This window comes from Cedecea neteri NBRC 105707 = ATCC 33855 (genome assembly GCF_001571265.1).
Classification (GTDB): Bacteria; Pseudomonadota; Gammaproteobacteria; order Enterobacterales; family Enterobacteriaceae; genus Cedecea; species Cedecea neteri.
Genome location: NZ_BCTL01000135.1, coordinates 1 through 653 on the forward strand (window position 1 = coordinate 1; position 653 = coordinate 653).

Consider the following 653-nt stretch of genomic DNA (forward strand, 5'->3'; position numbering starts at 1 on the left):
TGGCGGCGGTGGCCGTCAGGGAGACGCTCGGCAATAACCGTCTGGTAAGTGCCATGAACCGGGATACAGAGCAGTGGGTCAATGGCCTGCCCGGTAAGCCCACCGGGGACTTTCGTCGGGTCGGGGCGCTGTCACCCCGCGCGCTTGAAGCGCTCCGGGGCCACCGGTCCCGCCCGTGGCCACTGCCGGTCATCACGCTCACCGATGCCGCCGTGAAGCATTGCCGCGCCAGCGCGGGCACGCTGTGGCCACGCCTGGTCTCTGCCCTGTACCGCCCGGAGGCGGTCGTGGCGCAGGGGGATAAGGTCACGGTGGTGACACGGGGTACCGGGGCGCGGCTGGCGGTCACGCTGGCCCCGTTCGCCGAAGGGTTGCGCCTCACCGGCGTGGCACCGTATGACCCGGAAATATTGAGCGATGCCGCCCTGCTTGACGGCGCATTACCTGACGACGGAGAGGACTGACCATGGAGCCTGACATCACCCTGACTATCCCGCCTGACCTGGAAGAGGCGCTGGCGGCGCTGGAAAAGCGGGTTAAACATCGCTCGCCCCTGATGGAACAGATAGCGAGTATTATGCAGAATGCCGTGGATGAGAATTTTATCGCCGGGGGCCGCCCCGCCTGGAAGCCGCTTAAATATCGGGATGGTC

The 653-nt window shown here is 66.0% G+C and carries 2 protein-coding genes; both read left to right on the top strand.

Going from position 1 to position 653, the window contains the following annotated elements:
- Positions 1-53: 53 nt before the first annotated feature.
- Positions 54-464, top strand: coding sequence for a hypothetical protein (locus CNE01S_RS24150; protein WP_156479852.1), 411 nt, complete (start codon positions 54-56; stop codon positions 462-464).
- A gap of 2 nt (positions 465-466) precedes the next feature.
- Positions 467-653: phage virion morphogenesis protein (locus tag CNE01S_RS24155; RefSeq protein ID WP_500784349.1), on the top strand; the 187-nt coding region annotated here is incomplete at its 3' end.

Excerpts from the sequence above, each read along its gene's own strand:
- CNE01S_RS24150 (WP_156479852.1), top strand. The coding sequence starts at position 54 with ATGAACCGGGATACAGAGCAGTGGGTCAATGGCCTGCCCGGTAAGCCC.